The following is a 14,600-nucleotide window of genomic DNA, read 5'->3' as shown; positions in this document are numbered from 1 at the left end:
TCACTCTCCTTTAGTGCGCAAGTGGTTTTTCCAGCGGTTTTGCTCCGCGCTGGGCTTTTTGCAAAAACCACAATCCATCATCCCGTAATATTTCATCAACCCCATCCGTCGGTTGCTGAGTCTCACCCACTGCCAGACGCCAGGAGCGTTTCTACGAACTAACAGAATCTTTGCTTTACGGTTTTTCATCGTTTTGCTCTCCTGCATCTCTTTGCTGCTCGTCGTGCCGCTGCAATACCGGTATGGCGGCGCTTTGGTGTCGGGATGATGTTCTTTGCAATTAGCGCAGAAGCCCAAAAACGAGTCGGATACGGTAACAAGCCGATACATGCCACACGCATTACTCACCTCCTTTGATGCGAATGCCAGCGGCGCGCTCGGCTTCACTTTGTTCCCAAAACCACTTGTGAAGCGCCATAAGCTTTTCGTCAATCGGTGCATATTTGCGATTAAAGTAGGCCTGAGCATCTTTCTCAGATTCGTCCGGTAATTCGCCAGGGCCAAACAGTGTGTTATAAATCCATGCTAGTCCGCTCTTAGCGTCGCCAGTTGCCTGCCATTCGATAATGGCAGCCTGCATGACCAGAATGTTTTTCCCGATTAATAGGTCCAGTTCTTTGTACCGGTTGCGGATGTATGCATTCTCGCTTTGTAATTTTGCGTTGCGCTTTTCTGAGGCTTCAAGTAACGCCTGCTTATCGCGTAGAGCTTCTTCCAGTTCAGCAACATGGCATTCACTATCAATAAGGTTGTTCTCTGCTGCTTCAAGCTCAACACGCAGCTTCCCAACCGTAAGCGCAATCTCCTCGTTCTCCTGGTCGCGGCGTTTGATGTATTGCTGGTTTCTTTCCTGTTCATCCAGCAGTGCCAGCACGGTAGCCGGGTTAGCCTCTGCTATGAATTCAGCGTTTGCATAAGCCTGATCATCTGATTCAATCAGGCAGTTAACATGACATTCCGCAATCACGCCACCGGGTTCTCCTTTCCATTTTTGGCAAACAAAAACTCCTGTTAAATTGCCGTGCTGGTTAACAGATGTATGCCCTACGATGTAGCTTCCTTTAGTTGCTTTTTCTGCCTTTTCACGCAGTGCCTGATAATTAATTTCGCTCACTTCGAACCTCTCTGTTTACTGATAAGCTCCAGATCCTCCTGGCAACTTGCACAAGTCCGACAACCCTGAACTGCCAGGCGTCTTCGTTCATCTATCGGATCGCCACACTCACAACAATGAGTTGCGGATACAGTCTGGTAGTTCAGGCGACGCATTTTTATTGCTGTATTGCGCTGTAATTCTTCAATTTCTGATGCTGAATCAATGATATCTGCCATCTTTCATTAATCCCTGAATTGTTGGTTAATACGCTTGAGGGTGAATGCGAATAATAAAAAAGGAGCCTGTAGCTCCCTGATGATTTTGCTTTTCATGTTCACCGTTCCTTAAAGACGCCGTTTAACATACCGATTGCCAGACTTAAGTGAGTCGGTGTGAATCCCATCAGCGTTACCGTTTCGCGGTGCTTCTTCAGTACGCTACGGCAAATGTCATCGACGTTTTTATCCGGAAACTGCTGTCTGGCATTTTTGATTTCAGAATTAGCCTGACGGGCAATGCTGCGAAGGGCGTTTTCCTGCTGAGGTGTCATTGAACAAGTCCCATGTCGGCAAGCATAAGCACACAGAATATGAAGCCCGCTGCCAGAAAAATGCATTCTGTTGTTGTCATGCCGGGTCTCTCTCGTTTGCTTCTGCTTTCGCCGCCATCATTTCCAGCTTTTGTGAAAGGGATGCGGCTAACGTATGAAATTCTTCGTCTGTTTCTACTGGTATTGGCACAAACCTGACTCCAATTTGAGCAAGGCTATGTGCCATCTCGATACTCGTTCTTAATTCAACAGGAGATGCTTTGTGCATACAGCCCCTCGTTTATTATTTATCTCTTCAGCCAGCCGCTGTGCTTTCAGTGGATTTCGGATAACAGAAAGACCGGGAAATACCCAGCCTCGCTTGTAACGGAGTAGACGAAAGTGATCGCGCCTACCCGGATATTATCGTGAGGATGCTTCATCGCCATTGCTCCCCAAATACAAAACCAATTTCAGCCAGTGCCTCGTCCATTTTTTCGATGAACTCCGGCACCATCTCGTCAAAACTCGCCATGTAATTTTCATCCCGCTCAACCACGACATAATGCAGGCCTTCACGCTTCATTCGTGGGTCATAGTTGGCAAAGTACCAGGCATCTTTTCGCGTCACCCACATGCTGTACTGCACCTGGGCCATGTAAGCCGACTTTATGGCCTCGAAACCACCGAGCCGGAATTTCATGAAATCCCGGGAGGTAAACGGGCATTTCAATTCAAGGCCGTTGCCGTCACTGCATAAACCATCGGGAGAGCAGGCGGTGCGCATGCTTTCGTCACGAAAAATTATGGGTGTTTCCGAGACGGTAACATCCGCGATAAATTCAAAGAGGGCACGGGCATCATCTTCATATTGCTTTCCCCATGCGAGCGACTTAGCGTTAACTTCCGGTGCCACGCCAGTACAAACTTCAGCCAGCAGGGTGTGGAAGTATGACATTTTTGTATCAGGCCATTTGCTGCCGGAACGTGGCTTTGCTATCACATTGTGAACTTCTGAAGCAGTGATAACACCGAGTCTCAGCTTGTGCCATCCATCATCGCCCTGGTCGAGGCTGGTAATATCCACGCCAGTTCGCTGGAGAATAATTTCTGGTGTCATGACACGGCCTCGCTGTTATTTTCCGTGGTGGCGTGAATTTTCGCTTCCGCCGTGGCCTTGTTTCTGGCAGCTTTCTTTTTGACAAAATCAAGCGTTTTGACAGCTTCTTCCTGAGAGAGAGCTTCATGTGATGCAATCGTGCGACGGAATGTTTTGGAACATACGGGAAGCAGGTCATCCCATGTCTTGTTAATTTCGGTGATTGCCTGAGTGATCTCATTGATAATCTCATCTGATGCGGGAGTGACGTCACGCTCAGGGATATGATCAGCATTCAGGATGATACCTTCACCGGCCTGAGTGTTCAGGTAGTCGATAGCTGTATCCAGGCGATCGCGACGGGGCCAGTATTTGCTGGCGCGCTTAACAATGGCTTTTCTGGCCATTTCATCGGGGAAACTATCCCACGGGCTACTTCCTCCGTTATTTCCGGCTTTGCTGCACGCCCTGATGACCTCGATTTCCCTGTTGCTCATCTCTTCGGTCAGATAGTCGCCTTCGGATGTTTTTACGACACAATAACCGCCAATGCGTGCGCCCCTGTCTACGAAGGGGTTGTATTTGTGCGTGGGGGCGCAGTCAATACCGTTGGACTCGTAAATGTCCTTCTCGTAAACAAGTTTGCATTGCCCCCACTGAATGGCTCCTGTGACCTGTGCCAGATGCAGAAGCCCCATATAACTGATATCCAGGCATACAGCCTTTTTTCGTGGGACCAGATACGCCAGCTTGCTGGCCGGGTTCAGGGTTATGCCGATGGCGGCAACATTGATGATAGCGTTCTGTGCGCTGGGCAGATTTGCCCTTGCTGTGTCAGCCAGAAAGGCATTTTTCTGGAATTGCTGAATTGCAAACTGACTTTCCTTCGCCCATGTCAGCGTCGGTTCAGTTAATGCCTCGCAGAAAAAGCGCTCCTGCTGCTTAACAAATTCAACGATATCGAACATTTTTTGGTCCTGAAAATCAGAAAGGACAGGGGGAGAATTTTCTCTCCCATTCTTCTTCCGCCCGAGCATAGGCGATCGCTGAGATATAATCGTTGTACGCCTCTTCAGCTTTTTCGCCAGTGAGTGCTAGTTGGGCTTCTTTGGGTAAAAAAAGGCTGCTCATAAGCAATGGTTTATCGGGGAACATGCTGATAAGCTCCTGCGCCCGATCATCAATCCATTTATCCTTTTCATCCTGAATTTGCTGATTAATCCAGCGACGCTCCTCTATGCGGTCGCAGGTGAGGTATGCGTTCATGGCGGAACTCCTGATTCCGGTTAATGCATTAAATTAATTTGTCGGGAAAGCTGACATACAGGGCAGTTACATTCTTCCTCCTGCTCCTTAGCGAAGAAATATGCAGCGGCCTGTAATGCGATGTCTTCTGGATGTTCCGCGATAAACATAACATTGCCTTCCGTATCAATAACAGAAATAGCCTCATCAGACAGGATGACAAAATAGGCGATGATTTTATCATCCATAAAAACTTCTCCCATTATCGTTCCTGCTGGAGTTACGACGCTTTTTACATTGATATTTATTTTTTGATTGAGCATGATATTTCCTTTCAGGCTGGTGAGATTAACGGTTGGCCTTTATTGTTCAGGTAAACTTCTATTGCATCTGAGATAATGCGAATTTTTTCAATCAGTGAATGTGCGTAAAGTGCATTATTAACGTTCGCTGACGCCATGTAATAACGCCCGTTGTAAAGAATTGCTGTGCCGGGTTTAACGTCCTCGCGAGAAACTAATGCGGTTCCGTAGTGAGGTTTGAGCATGACAAATCCTCCGGTTAATTAATCCAGATATTTTATTTAATCCCCGATATGTGATCGGGGATGGGGTTAATTAAAGATTAACGTTGAAACCAAAGCGGGAAGATTTTTCCGATGTGCGGGAAATATCCAGCAATTTACGGCGCATTTCTTCCGTCAGATGCTTGAAGGCGTTAAATTCGGCGACAGCTGCATCGACGTTATAGCCGTTACGACGTAATTCATTAAATATGCGCATTGCAGGGCTTGGCATGTCGAATAAGACGGAGGTATCAAGCTGCAATGTATTTCTATCAACATAGTTCATCGTGGCATAGGGGTGATGCTCTGAAAACCACGATAAAGGGAAATTGATATTCATCGCAGGAGAAGACAGGGCCAGTTGTTTCTGTTCCCATAGTTGTTTTTCCATGCGATCGAATTCAGCAATGTAGGCTTCCTTGAATGCAGCTGCTTTTTTGCCGGTGAAGCCCATCACCAGAAAAACGAATCCGTTTTTGGTGATTTGGTACATTGGGCGTTGTTCGCCTTTGGCGTCGGTGTAGGTAACGTCCGCAAAATTGCGGGCGTTAAATTCCGTAGAACAATCCATCAATCGGATTTTTTTTAAAACGTCGTCGTGCCGCTTGTCAAAAAATTCAGCAATAGCAATAGACGTTGTGACAACGCGACCATTGGTAATGGTGATTTCAGGTTGAGAAAGGGCAGGGATAGTAGCCATAATGGCAGCCTCCTTGATTGGTGATTGAGAACCACCGCAGGAGGTCCTAAGCTCGCTGGCGGTGGACTGTACAGGGTTAGGACTACTGGCAATCAAGGGAACCAGCCCGACCGAAGTCGGCCCCATACAGCCCACCATTGATAAGATGTGCGTGTATATCGATACAAAAAAAGACGCTGGCGCGTCTGTATCGCCTCGATTGTCAGCGGGGTCCTAATCCCGACACCCGTTTTATAAGGTGTTCGCCAAATATAGCCCCCGACATCACACGCAGTCAATACCGTCCTTTCTCAGAAACGCTTTGGCGGTGCCGCCTGCACCCCAAAACATTCCCTGTATTGGTCAGCGCCAACTTCCTGCCAGTGTTGCCCGTTCTCACGCCGTTCTCGCTCTCGCGCGGGGATACTCTCTCATCGACCGGATCGCACCCGATGATACAGCACGTTTACGTGTAGGGGTCTAAACAGGTCATTGACGCTGTAAAGCTCCAGGTTGTTAAAGAGCATTTTGCGGCGGGTTAAGTCGCGCCGTACGACTGATTTATGTAGCCCTGTGTAAGGGCGCGATGTTTCTGGCTTGAAAGAAATATAACTTGCGGTGATTTTTATGTAAATACCGTTAGTGGTTATTGGGGGTGAAAAAATATTACTTAACTGATTTTTAAAGTGATTTATTTTTTAAGGGGACAGATAACAGGAGGGGATATGCAAAGAAAAACCCGGCGCATGGGCCGGGCTATTTATCTGGTCCTGTTCTCATTCAGTAGAGTAGGGGCCAAGAAATCGCACTCCGTTGAAGTGAATAAGATGAGAAGGTGCATCAGCCACCCATACCTCTGTTTCCCATGCGATTTCACCAAGATATCGCCCCATGATGGAGCGATTTGGAAAAGCGGTCACATAGACAAGTCCGGCTGTTGATCCGGCAAACAGCCTGGCAAGCTCAGCATGCCGCTTCCCATCAACCGGTCCATGACTGGTGACAGACTCAACCAGTAGCAGCCAGTTTTTCGCAGTAAAATGTAGCACCACATCTGGCATTTTACCGTGTGAATCCACATCAACACCTAGCCCGGCCAGCAGTGGAGCGTCGAAGTAGCCCCACTTTTCGCCAGTGTCGCCAGCATAGACCAGCACGCTACCCGGAGCAAAACGTGGGGCGAAGTCCTCTATTATGGCACGGATAAGTTCGCTGTGCTCGCCGGGACTGAGGGTTATTTGCTGGCCCGCAGCAATTTCAACAGGGATACGATTCTGTTCGCGCTCCTTAGCATAGCGGGTAACCAGCGTTTCACGCTCGGCTAAATAGGTTGCAAGGCTATCGTGCCATGCCGGGCTGCCGAAAGTGCGTAGCATGGACAGAGCAGCAGGTTCGATCTGATAAACAGCCTTCGGGCTGTTCACTGGGCGATCGGGCTTGTCCGGATTGTAGAGGGCTACTCCAGCAGCGCAGAACTGATGCATAGACTGGCGGCGGAATGTCTCACGAGTATTGGGTGCGTAGACCTTGCCGTAGTGCTCCCGAACCCAATTCATGATTGGTGTAATGCCCACAAGCGGATTTTCCGCGTCGGCCCATGCTTTTCCCGGTGTGAGGTTCAGGAGTGCCAGCAAACACAAAGCAGAACGCTCATTCTGCTGCGCTCTGGGCAGGCCTAAGGATGCTATAATTTGCTGAGCGGCCTCAATATAATCATTTTGGTTGTTCATGCAGTCAGAGCTCCTAGCTTAGCGTCAATATGTTCTTGCGTGAGAGTTTCTTGTTGCATAGCCCACTTGCCAAGCTCTATCAGAGTGTCACGGCTTGGGTACTTAATCATCTTGAGGTCGGTTGCATTGACCTGTGTATGCCCGTTGAAGCGACGGAAGTACTTATCCACTGCGGTAGTGTTCAGGAACACGGCCAAGCCACGGGCCAGCGCCTCGGGTAACCCATGTTTGTTCTCATGAAACACGTTCATGTGATTTTCAAATCCCAACACTGAATACTCACTGAAGGTAGCAGGATCAACGACGCTTGCTACCACTCGGCGCTTTTCCTCCTTCGACGAGAAACGACGCACCACACAATAAAAACCGTTCGGGTAAAGCCACTTTTCTGTCTCGTCGTTGCGCATGATTGCGTTGGGTTTCTTCAAACCTTCCACAGGCCAGACAGTGCTACTCATACTCAAATGGCTCGGGTAGATCAGGGGAACAGTTCCTTCTTCTGGCATGCTGCGCAAATGAGCTTTCAGTCGGAAATCAACTATCGGTCCGGTCGATACCTTCACGCCAATATCAGCCAGCGAACATTGTACGGCAGATGATAACTCAATGGTGCTTTTCTCGAGCGTGGTCGGCACATGAATAAACCGCTCCGAATCGTCCGGGTACACAATCTGGTCAAATGGGTGTTCGTAGGTGACCAGGTCAAAAAAGCTATCATCGGTCGAAGTTGTGACTGTAACAGCCTCCTGACGGCCTCCACGCTCCAGGCGGATGATAATATTTTCCTGCAACACATCGTCATCCCTGAAAGCTTTGCTACGTGATTCGAACAAATGAATATGGCGGATTGCTGCCCGCTCAAGTATGAAATTACGGAACGGACGGTAATACGGTCCGTTGCAGAAACTACGTGGGATTATGGCCACTATCTGCCCGCCAGGTGCAACCTCACCTACAGCCAGTGCAACAAAGGCGGAATACAGATTTACCGTCTCGATACCGACAGTGCGAAGAGCCTGCCGGTGGGCTGACTGGCTATTGATCTTCTTGTAAGGCGGATTAAGTATTGCATGGGTATAACCTCGATCCTGTAGACCTTCGGCGGTTGCCAGCTCAATATAATCCCCTTCGATGATGCGGGGCGTCACTCTCCTGTACCCGGTTAAGTGCTTCGCAAGGTGACCACACAGCTTTTTGTCGATTTCGTAGGCTGTTGCCTCGACAGACTCAAAGCCAAACTCGCCAACCAGCCAACGGTCGAGGAAGGCGCAAGACAGTGCGCCTAAACCAGCGCCTGCGTCCAGTAGACGGCAAGTTTTCATTGTGCTCGGTGGAAACAAGGAGGCCATAAAACGGGCCACGCCAGAAGGCGTCATGAACTGGCCGAACTCTGCTTTGTGTTTACGCGCGGTACGGGGAGACAGCTCGCGACGCACGCTGTCTGCGACGTCTAGCTTTTGAAGCATAACTAATCCTCTTTACGTGGCATGATGATGCCAACGTGCTTTTGACATCCTCCACATTCTTCAGGCGTGAAGGATGTCAAATCACTCTGTGAGCTCAATCAAAAGTCTCATCATTCCACTGCGATTTGATGACCTTTCCGACAAACTGGCAGTTTTCGTTACACTCAATCATGTCGAATCGTGGGTTGAGCGGCTCCAGGTACGCTTTACCGCTCTCACGAATGAATCGTTTGAAGGTAAATTCATCGCCGTTCATTCGGGCCACGCAAAAATCGCCATCCTCGATTTCCCGTTCAGGGTCAACGAGTATCAGCATACCTTCAGGGAAGCTGGGTTTACCACCCTGCGGTGCGGTCATTGAATGCCCCTTGACCTCCAGCCAGAACGACCTGTCACTGGCTTTTGTGGTGGTGGAGATCCATTTAATCGCATCTTTTGCGGTGTACGAAATATCATCCATTGAGAATGCGCCAGCTTGTACGCAGGAGAGTAACGGATATTCGTAAGCGGGGACACGAGTTAATGGCTCTTCAATTGCGAGCGCCATTTCTGCAATAGATTTTGCCAGGCTGGGACTGAAATCTCCGACCTTTACATTCAGTATCTTAGCAAGCTGTGCTGCGTGGCTGGCATTTATGGCGTTGATGCCAGCCATTAGCTGATTAACAGCGCTTTGGGTAACACCTAATTCATAGGCTAATGATTCCTGCGACAGGCCTAACTCTTTCTTTTTAGCGTTAAAAATACTTTTCAGACGCTTGGCGTCTTCCAGTTGCTCAGGGGTTAACGGTTTCTTTTTCATGTTCATACCATATCACCTTTGGTTATATGTAATGAAATATCTGCGGTGTTGACATTTTAATAACTGTGCGTAATGATATGGGCATTTTGAAGGAGTCAGTTATGGCGATGAAAAAAGAGACCCTGGCTGATTACGTATACAGGTTCGGCCAAAAGAAAGCCGCTAAGGACTTTGGCGTGGCGCAGAGTGCAATCAGTAAAGCGCTTCTCGTCGGACGAGAAATATACGTCAAAACCTTTGATGACGGCACAGTTGAGGCGGAAGAGGTTCGTCCGTTCCCTGCGTTCGTAAGAGGCGATGATTAATCCTGGACACACAGCCCATCGGAGGTGTGAGTGAACAGGCAAATCAAAACGGTTATGCCCGAGCAGTACTGTGATGCTGATCGGGACTGGATACAGGAGCAATTGTTACAGCTAGACCCGACCACCCGGGTAAAAATTGCAGCAGAGTACGCGAGAGTGTACCAGGAAGAGTGGGACAAGGAGCCTGTATCGTTCAGGAAGGGCAACAGGGCAAGACGGAGCGCCAACACCCGGTTACGGGTGTATGTCCAGAAGTACGCGAGAGCCAGCCGTGGCTGGATGCTTTCGCCAGTAGCGGTACGGAAGTTTCCCCCGACACCATGATGGCGGTTAGTTGCGCTAGAAATAATTTCACATGCAACTAATTTCCTGAAAGGAAGCGAGGAGGGGGTAAGGGGGTGGAGTCGTTGGTAAGGCCTGTATCCCTTGGCCTAGGCCAGAAGGCAGGTACATAGGTTAGGTAGATCACTGTATAAGCGCGCGATAGTTTCTGGTGAAATAATTATCGAGCTAACTATTGAGTGATAAACTATGTCAGCAGCAACCAAATCGGCACTGATCCGTACACTGAGCACTGTACCACTGAGAACAGAGGAGCGTTACAGCTTTCTGGCTGATGTCGTAACGATCCTTGAGTCACAGGGGATGCATGTGGCAAGCAATGTCACAGTAAGAATCGATGGCAGAAATTTCCGTGTTGATATTCTCGCAACAGCAAAAACTGGTGGGAGTGTGGCTATCGAGATCGATCGTAGCTCTCCGCGACCCCGCTCAGTCATGAAATTGCGTGAATTGGCACGTCGTGGCACTGAAGGCTTTGTGTTGCTTCGAATGCCAAAGAAACTGACCAGTTATAGCGATGCTGGGATCGATATCATCCCGGCGAATGGCAAGGGGGCGTCATGCTGAAAATCACCCCAAACTTTGCTCAGGAGCGCGGTTTAAACCAGCTGCGGCACCAGTGGAAACTGCATCGCACGTACCTGATGTATGCACCCACTGGCTCTGGCAAAACTGGTCTTGCAGCATTCGTCACTGCCGGAATGGTTGAACGTGGTATGCGGGTGATGTTTGTCTGTCCGTACACCATCCTGCTGAACCAGACAGCGGAACGTTTCACCGAATACGGTTTGCCGTGGGAAGAAATCAGTTTTGTATGGCGTGATCACCCTAACTATGACCCGTCACGACTGATTCAGATTGCCAGTGCCGACACGCTGATCCGTCGTGAGTTTCCTGACAACATCGATCTGCTGATCATCGATGAAGCACACATGAAGCGTCGTGCGTTACTTGAGGTTATCCGGGACAGAGACATCAGGGTTCTTGGACTTTCCGGCACCCCGTTCGCAGCCTGGATGGGGAAGTACTACGAATGCCTGATCAAGCCTACAACGATTCGTGAACTTATTCAGCGTGGTGATCTGAGCGATTACGAGTTTTTTGCCCCCTCAATGCCTGATCTGGCTGGCGTAAAAACCAGTAACACCGTATTTGGACGGGATTACAACGAGGAGCAGCTCGCATCCATCATGGGGAGTTCGGATCTGGTTGGCGATATCGTTCGCAACTGGCTTGAGAATGGCGAGGATTTGCCGACGATCTGCTTTTGCGTGAATGTTGCGCATGCGAATTTTGTTACCCGTGAGTTTTTACAGGCCGGTATTGGCGCAGAGGTGATGACGGCAGATACCCTCCATGATGAACGACAGGACATCATTCGCCGTTTTGAAGAGGGCGCGACCAAAATAATTGTCAACGTTGGTGTACTGGTTGCGGGATTTGACAGCGATGTTCGCTGCCTGATCTACGCCCGTCCGACAAAATCAGAAATCCGTTGGTTGCAGTGCATAGGTAGAGCGTTACGTACAGCCCCAGGTAAAAAACGTGCGTTGATTTTCGACCATTCTGGTACGGTTCATCGGCTGGGCTTCCCCGAGGATATCGAGTATGACGAACTGCCGGGTAAAAATGACGGAATGAAAGCGTCTGCTGGCGGTGGCGAGGTTAAGGCTGAGAAACTTCCCAGAGAATGCCCCAAATGCCACTTCATGAAGCCTGCTGGTGTACACATGTGTCCCAAATGTGGGTTTCGTCCTCTTGGTGGCGATGATGTGGCAACAGACCGCGATCGAAAACTCTCTCGCGTAAACAAAGGGAAACGCGAATACAGTCGCGAGGAAAAGCAGCGTTGGTGGAGTGAGATCAAGGGGTATCAGAATTACCGCAACGCGACGGGTAAACCCCTGAGTGACGGATGGTGCGCTCATACCTACAAGGAGAAGTTCGGTGTGTGGCCTAAAGGCTTCAGTAATGCGCCGCTGCAAACCTCAGTTGAAGTGTACAACTTCATCAAGTCAAAGACCATTGCCTATGCCAAAGGGCGCAAGAAAGCCATGACAGGAGGCCAGCATGCAGACTAAGAAGGCAGCGGCCGGGCATTGGGGGCGAATTTTTGAATATTACGGCATGCCTCCTGTTACTGGCTTGAAACATTATAGCGGCCCCTGCCCGATATGTGGTGCCAGAGGTAAATTTCGCTGTGATGATAAGGATGGTTCCGGTTCATGGATTTGTGTCTGTGGTCACGGGGACGGGATGAATCTGTTGCAACTTGCCACGGGTAAGCCCTGGGTGACGTTGTGTGATGAAATCGATCGGCTGATCGGAAATACCTGGAAGAGGGAGAAAGTCAGCCAGCCTGTAACAGAGATAAGCAGAAAGCGGGAGCTGGTCATGGATAAGTTTGCCGGACTCCCGTGTCTGCGGGGCACAACAGGTGAGGCGTACCTGCAGGGGAGGGGAATACTCCAGTTACCGACCGAATCCGTGCGTTTTTGTGACCGTCAGATCGCCAGCGGGCGCGAATATCAGGCAATTTACGCCATTGCAACAGATGACAGAGGTTCTCTTTGCTATCTGCATCGTACGTTGCTGGATGGTGATCGCAAGGCGAATGTAGAGGCGGCTAAAAAAATGACCGCGCTACAGGAGTTGCCTGGTTTGCAGCATGCCAAATCGGTGGCAATACGCCTGTATCCGGTGTCGTCCACTCTGGGGATAGCCGAGGGTATCGAAACTGCGCTTTCATGCCGTCAAATCTTCCGCTGCAATGTGTGGTCAACAATGAACTCCGGTTTTATGGAGAAGTTTATTGCGCCACCAGGCGTTAATCACCTGATTATCTTTGCAGACAATGATGAGCACGGCGCAGGTCTGGCGGCTGCCTTTAAATGTGGGCATAAGAATCTCATGAGTCGTAATGACGTTGAGAAGGTCAGCATTCGCTGGCCTGACTTGCCGGATTTTAACGACATGCTCATTCAGGGGTGTGAAGCCCGTGAACATGTGTTGACGCGCAAATTCAAAGCGGAGGCTGCCTGATGGAAATAGAGATGATCAAGGCGGCTAATGGCGTATTTGTACCGGCGTATGAGCGCGATTTACCCCGACTGGCAAAATTTAAAAACGGTGAGCTGTATACACTGGAAGCAAAACTTACCCGTAACCCATCTTTTCACCGGAAGATGTTCGCTTTTCTTAATTTCTGCTTTCAGTACTGGTGCGCTGAACATGCTGGATACGAATTCTCTGATGAAGCGACGCAGTTTGATGAGTTTCGTAAAAATCTGACAATTCTTGCCGGGTTCTATGATGTGGTCACAACCATAAGAGGCGAGGTGAGATATCGGGCAAAAAGCCTGAGTTACGCGAATATGGATCAGGATGAGTTTGAACGTTGCTACAACGCAATGATTAATGCCGCGTTAAAACATGTGTTCGGGCGCTCAAACAATCCTGAACTGAATAACCGCCTGCTGTCGTTTTTCTGAGGTGATGATGAAGCAACGTAAACCAAAAAAATGCAAAGTGTGCGGCTCCTCGTTTGTGCCGTTCCGCTCATATCAGAAAGTTTGCTGTGGTCAGTGCGCACTGGAACTGGTCAGAAAAGAAAAGGCGATAGCTTCAGCAAAAGAGCAGGCAGACAAGCTGAAAGCGCGCAGGAGGGACTTACAGCCCCGCAGTTACTGGATTAAGCAGGCACAACAGGCTGTGAATGCTTATATCAGGGAGCGGGACCGTCATTTGCCGTGTGTTTCATGCGGGACGTTCGATTCAGCCCAGTGGGATGCAGGCCATTACCGTACAACAGCTGCGGCACCTCAGCTCAGATTTGATGAACGCAATATCCATAAGCAATGCGTGGTGTGTAACCAGTACAAAAGCGGAAATCTCGTTCCGTATCGTGTCGAACTGATTAACCGCATCGGGCAGGAAGCAGTAGACGAAATCGAATCAAACCATAGTCGCCACCGCTGGACTGTCGAAGAGTGCAAGGCGATCAAGGCAGAGTATCAACAGAAACTTAAAGACCTGCGAAACAGCAGAAGTGAGGCCGCATGACGTTCACAGTAAAAACCATTCCTGACATGCTCGTTGAGGCATATGAAAATCAGACCGAGGTAGCCAGAATACTGAACTGTAGTCGCAACACGGTCAGAAAATACACTGGCGATAAAGAAGGGAAAAGACACGCTATCGTCAACGGTGTTCTTATGGTTCACCGCGGATGGGGTAAAGATACTGATGCGTGATATCCGGCAGGTTCTTGAGCGCTGGGGGGCATGGGCGGCAAATAACTATGAGGATGTTACATGGTCGCCCATTGCTGCCGGATTTAAGGGACTGATCCCCGAAAAAGTAAAATCACGTCCACAGTGCTGTGACGATGATGCGATGGTGATATGCGGGTGCATAGCCCGCCTTTACCGGAACAATCGCGATCTGCATGACTTGCTGGTTGATTATTACGTGTTGGGGGAGACGTTCATGGCGTTGGCACGGAAACATGGGTGCTCTGACACCTGTATAGGTAAACGCCTTCACAAAGCGGAGGGGATTGTTGAAGGCATGCTGATGATGCTGGGAGTGAGGCTTGAGATGGATCGGTATGTTGAGCGTGAATTGCCGGGAGGGAGAACCTCTGTATTTTATCAGCGAAAAAATAGTTTACGATCGTAAAAATCTGCATATCATGATAAGAGTGGTTACATTGCCACGCAGTCGAACCCGCCGATGCGCGG

The 14,600-nt window shown here is 49.4% G+C and carries 23 protein-coding genes and 1 pseudogene; 9 read left to right on the top strand and 15 right to left on the bottom strand.

All coding sequences use genetic code 11. The features are described 5' to 3' along the window. From QUE34_RS14280 to QUE34_RS14210, 15 genes and pseudogenes are all read right to left on the bottom strand, one after another. Complete coding sequence (locus tag QUE34_RS14280) at positions 1-189, bottom strand: hypothetical protein (protein WP_000797281.1); 189 nt, start codon at positions 187-189, stop codon at positions 1-3. Positions 190-340: 151 nt separating this feature from the next. Then, positions 341-1,114 (bottom strand): ead/Ea22-like family protein, encoded by a 774-nt coding sequence (locus QUE34_RS14275; RefSeq protein WP_001289935.1) that lies wholly within the window; start codon positions 1,112-1,114, stop codon positions 341-343. Beyond that, positions 1,111-1,332 (bottom strand): TraR/DksA family transcriptional regulator, encoded by a 222-nt coding sequence (locus tag QUE34_RS14270; protein ID WP_000763383.1) that lies wholly within the window; start codon positions 1,330-1,332, stop codon positions 1,111-1,113. Before QUE34_RS14270 ends, QUE34_RS14275 begins: the two co-directional genes overlap by 4 nt. A 98-nt stretch (positions 1,333-1,430) precedes the next feature. Further along, positions 1,431-1,646, bottom strand: coding sequence for a hypothetical protein (locus QUE34_RS14265; protein WP_001605254.1), 216 nt, complete (start codon positions 1,644-1,646; stop codon positions 1,431-1,433). A 76-nt stretch (positions 1,647-1,722) separates the two neighbouring features. Further along, a complete protein-coding gene (locus QUE34_RS14260) occupies positions 1,723-1,914 on the bottom strand; it encodes a DUF1382 family protein (protein ID WP_000548528.1) in 192 nt (63 codons plus the stop codon). Then, positions 1,887-2,068 (bottom strand): annotated as a pseudogene (locus tag QUE34_RS14255) (DUF1317 domain-containing protein). Before QUE34_RS14255 ends, QUE34_RS14260 begins: the two are co-directional and overlap by 28 nt. Continuing rightward, the gene (locus QUE34_RS14250; protein ID WP_286338843.1) at positions 2,065-2,745 is read right to left on the bottom strand and encodes a lambda exonuclease family protein; all 681 of its coding nucleotides are present in this window, start codon (positions 2,743-2,745) and stop codon (positions 2,065-2,067) included. Before QUE34_RS14250 ends, QUE34_RS14255 begins: the two are co-directional and overlap by 4 nt. Further along, entirely contained in the window at positions 2,742-3,692 is a 951-nt protein-coding gene (locus tag QUE34_RS14245; RefSeq protein ID WP_000459720.1) for a RecT family recombinase, read from the bottom strand. The genes QUE34_RS14250 and QUE34_RS14245 overlap by 4 nt, the downstream gene beginning before the upstream one ends. A 16-nt stretch (positions 3,693-3,708) precedes the next feature. Next, the gene (gene gamL, locus QUE34_RS14240; protein WP_000995345.1) at positions 3,709-3,990 is read right to left on the bottom strand and encodes a host nuclease inhibitor GamL; all 282 of its coding nucleotides are present in this window, start codon (positions 3,988-3,990) and stop codon (positions 3,709-3,711) included. Between the two features lie 20 nt (positions 3,991-4,010). Beyond that, positions 4,011-4,292 carry a hypothetical protein gene (locus QUE34_RS14235; protein WP_000934196.1) on the bottom strand — a complete coding sequence of 94 codons (282 nt, stop codon included), beginning with the start codon at positions 4,290-4,292 and terminating at the stop codon, positions 4,011-4,013. An 11-nt stretch (positions 4,293-4,303) separates the two neighbouring features. Continuing rightward, positions 4,304-4,516, bottom strand: coding sequence for a cell division inhibitor protein (locus tag QUE34_RS14230; RefSeq protein WP_000917252.1), 213 nt, complete (start codon positions 4,514-4,516; stop codon positions 4,304-4,306). Between the two features lie 70 nt (positions 4,517-4,586). Continuing rightward, positions 4,587-5,360 (bottom strand): Rha family phage regulatory protein, encoded by a 774-nt coding sequence (locus tag QUE34_RS14225; protein WP_235160989.1) that lies wholly within the window; start codon positions 5,358-5,360, stop codon positions 4,587-4,589. Positions 5,361-5,989: 629 nt separating this feature from the next. Then, positions 5,990-6,943: a BsuBI/PstI family type II restriction endonuclease gene (locus QUE34_RS14220; protein ID WP_001064714.1), complete on the bottom strand. Its 954-nt coding sequence runs from the start codon at positions 6,941-6,943 to the stop codon at positions 5,990-5,992. Then, positions 6,940-8,409 carry an Eco57I restriction-modification methylase domain-containing protein gene (locus QUE34_RS14215; RefSeq protein ID WP_000939558.1) on the bottom strand — a complete coding sequence of 490 codons (1,470 nt, stop codon included), beginning with the start codon at positions 8,407-8,409 and terminating at the stop codon, positions 6,940-6,942. The genes QUE34_RS14220 and QUE34_RS14215 overlap by 4 nt, the downstream gene beginning before the upstream one ends. Before the next feature lie 94 nt (positions 8,410-8,503). Continuing rightward, positions 8,504-9,217 carry a LexA family protein gene (locus tag QUE34_RS14210; RefSeq protein ID WP_001056250.1) on the bottom strand — a complete coding sequence of 238 codons (714 nt, stop codon included), beginning with the start codon at positions 9,215-9,217 and terminating at the stop codon, positions 8,504-8,506. Between the two features lie 95 nt (positions 9,218-9,312). On the opposite strand from QUE34_RS14210, the gene QUE34_RS14205 reads away from it, so the two are divergent. The 9 genes from QUE34_RS14205 to QUE34_RS14165 all read left to right on the top strand — a co-directional run bounded on the left by QUE34_RS14205 (position 9,313) and on the right by QUE34_RS14165 (position 14,538). After that, entirely contained in the window at positions 9,313-9,516 is a 204-nt protein-coding gene (locus tag QUE34_RS14205; RefSeq protein ID WP_001240876.1) for a Cro/CI family transcriptional regulator, read from the top strand. A gap of 54 nt (positions 9,517-9,570) precedes the next feature. Next, a complete protein-coding gene (locus tag QUE34_RS14200) occupies positions 9,571-9,840 on the top strand; it encodes a hypothetical protein (RefSeq protein WP_001115081.1) in 270 nt (89 codons plus the stop codon). Positions 9,841-10,047: 207 nt separating this feature from the next. Continuing rightward, entirely contained in the window at positions 10,048-10,425 is a 378-nt protein-coding gene (locus tag QUE34_RS14195; protein ID WP_001271433.1) for a hypothetical protein, read from the top strand. After that, a complete protein-coding gene (locus QUE34_RS14190) occupies positions 10,419-11,939 on the top strand; it encodes a DEAD/DEAH box helicase (RefSeq protein WP_001694415.1) in 1,521 nt (506 codons plus the stop codon). The genes QUE34_RS14195 and QUE34_RS14190 overlap by 7 nt, the downstream gene beginning before the upstream one ends. Next, a complete protein-coding gene (locus QUE34_RS14185; RefSeq protein ID WP_001694414.1) occupies positions 11,929-12,900 on the top strand; it encodes a DUF7146 domain-containing protein in 972 nt (323 codons plus the stop codon). The genes QUE34_RS14190 and QUE34_RS14185 overlap by 11 nt, the downstream gene beginning before the upstream one ends. Then, on the top strand, positions 12,900-13,349 hold the full coding sequence (locus QUE34_RS14180) for a DUF1367 family protein (RefSeq protein WP_000402092.1): 450 nt from the start codon (positions 12,900-12,902) through the stop codon (positions 13,347-13,349). The genes QUE34_RS14185 and QUE34_RS14180 overlap by 1 nt, the downstream gene beginning before the upstream one ends. A gap of 7 nt (positions 13,350-13,356) precedes the next feature. Further along, positions 13,357-13,920 (top strand): recombination protein NinG, encoded by a 564-nt coding sequence (locus QUE34_RS14175; RefSeq protein WP_000813671.1) that lies wholly within the window; start codon positions 13,357-13,359, stop codon positions 13,918-13,920. After that, the gene (locus QUE34_RS14170; RefSeq protein ID WP_000144764.1) at positions 13,917-14,111 is read left to right on the top strand and encodes a phage NinH family protein; all 195 of its coding nucleotides are present in this window, start codon (positions 13,917-13,919) and stop codon (positions 14,109-14,111) included. The genes QUE34_RS14175 and QUE34_RS14170 overlap by 4 nt, the downstream gene beginning before the upstream one ends. Beyond that, on the top strand, positions 14,104-14,538 hold the full coding sequence (locus tag QUE34_RS14165; protein WP_001204880.1) for an antiterminator Q family protein: 435 nt from the start codon (positions 14,104-14,106) through the stop codon (positions 14,536-14,538). The genes QUE34_RS14170 and QUE34_RS14165 overlap by 8 nt, the downstream gene beginning before the upstream one ends. Positions 14,539-14,600: the final 62 nt, after the last annotated feature.

Source organism: Escherichia sp. KS167_9B (genome assembly GCF_030295215.1).
GTDB lineage: Bacteria > Pseudomonadota > Gammaproteobacteria > Enterobacterales > Enterobacteriaceae > Escherichia > Escherichia coli_F.
The sequence above is the reverse complement of the archived record's forward strand: the minus strand, read 5'-3'. Positions and strand labels throughout refer to the sequence as shown.

Bases quoted from the DNA above. Each gene is read 5' to 3' on its own strand.
- QUE34_RS14245 (WP_000459720.1), bottom strand. From the start codon at position 3,692: ATGTTCGATATCGTTGAATTTGTTAAGCAGCAGGAGCGCTTTTTCTGC.
- QUE34_RS14215 (WP_000939558.1), bottom strand. From the start codon at position 8,409: ATGCTTCAAAAGCTAGACGTCGCAGACAGCGTGCGTCGCGAGCTGTCT.
- QUE34_RS14225 (WP_235160989.1), bottom strand. From the start codon at position 5,360: ATGGGGCCGACTTCGGTCGGGCTGGTTCCCTTGATTGCCAGTAGTCCT.
- QUE34_RS14180 (WP_000402092.1), top strand. From the start codon at position 12,900: ATGGAAATAGAGATGATCAAGGCGGCTAATGGCGTATTTGTACCGGCG.
- QUE34_RS14205 (WP_001240876.1), top strand. From the start codon at position 9,313: ATGGCGATGAAAAAAGAGACCCTGGCTGATTACGTATACAGGTTCGGC.
- QUE34_RS14165 (WP_001204880.1), top strand. From the start codon at position 14,104: ATGCGTGATATCCGGCAGGTTCTTGAGCGCTGGGGGGCATGGGCGGCA.
- QUE34_RS14265 (WP_001605254.1), bottom strand. From the start codon at position 1,646: ATGACACCTCAGCAGGAAAACGCCCTTCGCAGCATTGCCCGTCAGGCT.
- QUE34_RS14190 (WP_001694415.1), top strand. From the start codon at position 10,419: ATGCTGAAAATCACCCCAAACTTTGCTCAGGAGCGCGGTTTAAACCAG.
- QUE34_RS14260 (WP_000548528.1), bottom strand. From the start codon at position 1,914: ATGCACAAAGCATCTCCTGTTGAATTAAGAACGAGTATCGAGATGGCA.
- QUE34_RS14250 (WP_286338843.1), bottom strand. From the start codon at position 2,745: ATGACACCAGAAATTATTCTCCAGCGAACTGGCGTGGATATTACCAGC.
- QUE34_RS14200 (WP_001115081.1), top strand. From the start codon at position 9,571: ATGCCCGAGCAGTACTGTGATGCTGATCGGGACTGGATACAGGAGCAA.
- QUE34_RS14220 (WP_001064714.1), bottom strand. From the start codon at position 6,943: ATGAACAACCAAAATGATTATATTGAGGCCGCTCAGCAAATTATAGCA.
- gamL (WP_000995345.1), bottom strand. From the start codon at position 3,990: ATGAACGCATACCTCACCTGCGACCGCATAGAGGAGCGTCGCTGGATT.
- QUE34_RS14175 (WP_000813671.1), top strand. From the start codon at position 13,357: ATGAAGCAACGTAAACCAAAAAAATGCAAAGTGTGCGGCTCCTCGTTT.
- QUE34_RS14230 (WP_000917252.1), bottom strand. From the start codon at position 4,516: ATGCTCAAACCTCACTACGGAACCGCATTAGTTTCTCGCGAGGACGTT.
- QUE34_RS14185 (WP_001694414.1), top strand. From the start codon at position 11,929: ATGCAGACTAAGAAGGCAGCGGCCGGGCATTGGGGGCGAATTTTTGAA.
- QUE34_RS14280 (WP_000797281.1), bottom strand. From the start codon at position 189: ATGAAAAACCGTAAAGCAAAGATTCTGTTAGTTCGTAGAAACGCTCCT.
- QUE34_RS14170 (WP_000144764.1), top strand. From the start codon at position 13,917: ATGACGTTCACAGTAAAAACCATTCCTGACATGCTCGTTGAGGCATAT.
- QUE34_RS14210 (WP_001056250.1), bottom strand. From the start codon at position 9,217: ATGAACATGAAAAAGAAACCGTTAACCCCTGAGCAACTGGAAGACGCC.
- QUE34_RS14195 (WP_001271433.1), top strand. From the start codon at position 10,048: ATGTCAGCAGCAACCAAATCGGCACTGATCCGTACACTGAGCACTGTA.
- QUE34_RS14235 (WP_000934196.1), bottom strand. From the start codon at position 4,292: ATGCTCAATCAAAAAATAAATATCAATGTAAAAAGCGTCGTAACTCCA.
- QUE34_RS14270 (WP_000763383.1), bottom strand. From the start codon at position 1,332: ATGGCAGATATCATTGATTCAGCATCAGAAATTGAAGAATTACAGCGC.